The following is a 4,260-nucleotide window of genomic DNA, read 5'->3' on the forward strand; positions in this document are numbered from 1 at the left end:
CCCCGCCTGTCATGGCCACGGGCCGCGCCGCATTAGCCGCGCGCCGCCATCAGGGCGTCATTCATCCCGTCAGCACACAAACCGAGCAATAAAGGCCCAGGCATGAGGATCAGGCAGGATGAAGCGCATTACTTTCTACCCGAAGGTGCTGACGATCTCGTGCACGGGCGCAGCGCGGACCCGTTTTCCATCCTTGGCCGCCATAACATGGGCAAGGTCGATGTCATCCGCGTCCTGTATCACGACGCGGCGGGCGTGCGGCTGGTGGTCGAGCGCCCGCGCGGCAAGCCGGTGGAACGCCCCATGCGCCGCATGGGCGATACCGGGCTGCATATCGGCACCATCCCGGCGGGCGCGCGCTACCACCTGAAAATCGCATGGGCCGACGCGGTGGAGGAAACGGCGGATCCCTATTCCTTCGGCCTGCTGCTGGGTGATATGGATCTGTACCTGTTTTCGGAGGGACGCCACCACCAGCTTGATCGCGTCATGGGGGCCCAGCCAACCGTGATCGAGGGCACGCCGGGCGTGCGCTTTGCCGTCTGGGCGCCCAATGCGCGGCGGGTCTCGGTCATCGGTGATTTCAATTTCTGGGATGGCAGACGCCACCCGATGCGCCTGCGCCACACGGCGGGCATATGGGAACTGTTCATTCCGGGGCTTGGGCCGGGGGAGCGTTACAAATTCGAGATCATGGCGCGCGATGGCCATATCCTGCCGCAACGTGCCGATCCCTTCGCCCGGTTTGCCGAACGCCCGCCCGCCACCGCCTCGGTCATCGCATCGGCGGAGCCGTTCAACTGGCATGATGGCGCATGGATGGACACGCGCGCGGGGCGGCAGGCCCCCGAAGCCCCGATTTCCATATACGAAATTCACGTCCCTTCATGGCGTCGGCCCGGCGGCGATCCCAACCGCGTCGTATCGTGGCAGGAACTGGCGCGCGACCTGATCCCGTATGTGCGCGACACCGGCTTTACGCATGTCGAACTCATGCCGGTCATGGAATATCCGTTTGGCGGCTCATGGGGCTACCAGCCGCTGGGCCTGTTCGCGCCCTCGGCCCGGCATGGAACCCCGGCGGATTTCGCGGCCTTTGTCGATGCCTGCCACCAGGCCGGGATCGGCGTGATACTGGACTGGGTGCCCGCGCATTTTCCCAACGACGTGCATGGGCTGATCTGTTTCGACGGCTGCGCGCTGTACGAACACCAGGACCCGCGTGAGGGCGTGCACAGGGACTGGAACACCCATATCTACAATTTCGGCCGCCATGAGGTGCGTGGCTTCCTGATCGCCAGCGCGCTCATGTGGCTGGAGCGGTTCCATATCGACGGGCTGCGGGTCGATGCCGTGGCTCCATGCTGTACCGCGATTACAGCCGCAGGGAAGGGGAATGGATACCCAACATCCACGGCGGCCGCGAAAACCTTGAGGCCGTGGACTTCCTGCGCCAGCTTAACGAGACCATCCACGCCCTCGTGCCCGGGGCCATGACGGTGGCGGAGGAATCAACCGCCTGGCCCGGCGTGACACAGGGTGTCGCGCAGGGCGGGCTTGGCTTTTCCTATAAATGGAACATGGGGTGGATGCATGACAGCCTGCATTTCATCGCGCGCGACCCGCTATGGCGCGGCTTCCACCTGTCTGAAATCCTGTTCGGGCTGTATTACGCCTTCAGCGAGAAATTCATCCTGTGCCTGTCGCATGATGAAGTAACGCACGGCAAGGGCTCACTGCTGGCGCGCATGCCGGGGGATGACTGGCAGCGCCACGCCAACATGCGGGTGTTCTTCGCCCTCATGTGGGCGCATCCGGGCAAGAAGCTGATCTTCATGGGCAACGAATTCGCGCAGGAAAACGAATGGTCCCATTCGGGCGAAATCGCATGGCACATCCTGTCCGACCCGTTCAAGGCCGGGATGCGCCACCTTCTGTCCGACCTCAACCATCTCTACCGCGCGGTCCCGGCACTCCACGCGCGCGACTGCGACCCGGAAGGGTTCGCGTGGATCATTGGCGATGACACCGCCAATACCGTCCTGTCGTGGCTGCGTCTCGCGCCGGGGCATGCGCCGGTTCTTGTCGTGCTCAACCTGACCCCCGTCATCCGCCATGACTACCGCGTGGGCGTGCCGGTGGGGGGCCAGTGGCGTGAATGCCTCAATTCCGACGCCACGGCCTATGGCGGCAGCGGGGTGGGCAATGGCGGCCATGTCATGGCCACGAACGAGGCCGCGCATGGCCACCCGTGCTCCTGCGCGCTGACCCTGCCGCCCCTTGCCGCCCTGTACCTCCAGCCCGTGCGGGAGGGCGTGTGATGCGCTTTCCGTCATCGCTTTCTCCCGGCCTGCCCGCGCCGCTTGGCGCGCACTGGGATGGGCTGGGGGTCAACTTCGCCGTATTTTCCGCCAATGCCCAGCAGATCGACCTGTGCGTTTTCGACCCGCGCGACAGGCGCGAGATCATGCGCCGCCCCCTGCCGGAATATACCGACGAGATCTGGCACGGCTACCTGCCCGATGCCGAGCCGGGGCTGCTTTACGGGTTTCGCGCCTTCGGCCCGTACGATCCCGGCAACGGCCACCGCTTCAACCCGCACAAGCTGCTGCTCGACCCCTATGCCCGTGGCCTGAGCGGCAGGCTTTCGCAGTCGGACACGCAGTTCGGCTACCGCCTGCATTCGCCCCGCGCCGACCTGTCATTCGACCGGCGCGACAGCGCGCCCTCCATGCCGCGCTGTGTGGTGGTGCATGACAATTATGAATGGGAAGATGACGTGTGCCCCTGTGTCCCGTGGGATGAGACCGTCATCATGGAAGCACATGTGCGCGGCCTGACCATGCGCCGCACGCTGGCGGGGCAGGCCCGCAGCGGCACGTTCCAGGCGCTGGGCGCGCCTGAAACGATCGAACACCTGCGCCGCATCGGCGTCACCACGCTGGAACTGCTGCCCATCCAGTACTGCGCACCCGAACGCGGCCTGACCGAACGCGGGCTGACCAATTACTGGGGCTACAACACGCTGGCGTTTTTCGTGCCCCATACGGGCTACATGGCCAATGGTTCGCACCATGAACTGCGCGGCGCGATCCGCCGGCTGCACCGGGCCGGGATCGAGGTGGTGATGGACGTGGTCTACAACCACACCTGCGAAGGGAGCGAGCAGGGGCCGACACTGTCCTACCGGGGGCTGGACAACGCCACCTATTACCGCCTCGTGCCCGGTAATGAGCGCCACCTGATCAATGACACCGGCTGCGGCAACACGCTCAACCTGTCACATCCGCGCGTGACGCAGATGGTGCTGGATTCCCTGCGCTACTGGGCGGATTCCTTCCATATCGACGGCTTCCGCTTCGACCTTGCCCCGGTTCTGGGCCGCGAACCCTATGGCTTTGACCAGGGTGCGGGGTTTTTCGATGCGATCATACAGGATCCCCTCCTTTCGCGCCGCAAGCTCATTGCCGAACCGTGGGATCCCGGACCCGGCGGCTACCAGTTCGGCAATTTTCCCCCCGGCTTCGCGGAATGGAACGACCGCTTCCGTGACACCGCGCGCCGCTTCTGGCGCGGGGATGCGATGCAGCAGGGCGAGATGGCGACACGCATCGCCGGATCGGGCGACCTGCTGGACCGCCGCGGGCGCAGGCCATGGAGTTCCATCAACCTGCTGACCGCGCATGACGGCTTCACGCTTGAGGACGTGGTCAGCTACGCCACACGGCACAACGAGGCCAATGGCGAGAACGGGCAGGACGGCCACGCCGAGAACTACAGCAGCAACTGGGGCGTGGAAGGCCCGACGGACGACCCCGCCATACTGGCCCTGCGCGGATGCGTGCAACGCGCGATGATGGCGACCCTCATGCTCTCGCACGGGACGCCGATGCTGCTGGCAGGTGACGAGTTCAACCAGACGCAGCATGGCAACAACAACGCCTACTGCCAGGACAACGCCATAAGCTGGCTGGACTGGAGCCTGGCGGAAACGCCCGAAGGCCAGGTCATGACCGCCTTTGTCGCCCGCCTTGCGGCGCTGCGCCGCGCGCATCCATCGCTGCGCGCGGGGCGGTACATGCACGGACGCCACCGGCCGCTGCCCGATGTGCCCGATATCGGCTGGTTCCGCCGTGACGGCACGCCCATGGGAATGGAACAGTGGAATGACGACGCATTCCACCTGCTGGGCGTGCGGCGGGCCAGCAACGTGGCCGGTGATGGGGTCGATATGACCTATATGCTGCTCAATGCCGGGGG

1 protein-coding gene and 1 pseudogene are annotated in these 4,260 nt (G+C 65.3%); both read left to right on the forward strand.

Going from position 1 to position 4,260, the window contains the following annotated elements; all coding sequences use genetic code 11:
* The first annotated feature begins 102 nt into the window (after positions 1-102).
* A pseudogene (gene glgB / locus JCM25156_RS23260) lies at positions 103-2,321 on the forward strand (1,4-alpha-glucan branching protein GlgB).
* A partial coding sequence (glgX, locus tag JCM25156_RS09945; RefSeq protein ID WP_025812963.1) for a glycogen debranching protein GlgX occupies positions 2,318-4,260 on the forward strand: 1,943 nt, incomplete at its 3' end. The pseudogene glgB and the gene glgX, both read left to right, overlap by 4 nt.

It is taken from the genome of Komagataeibacter kakiaceti JCM 25156 (assembly GCF_000613305.1).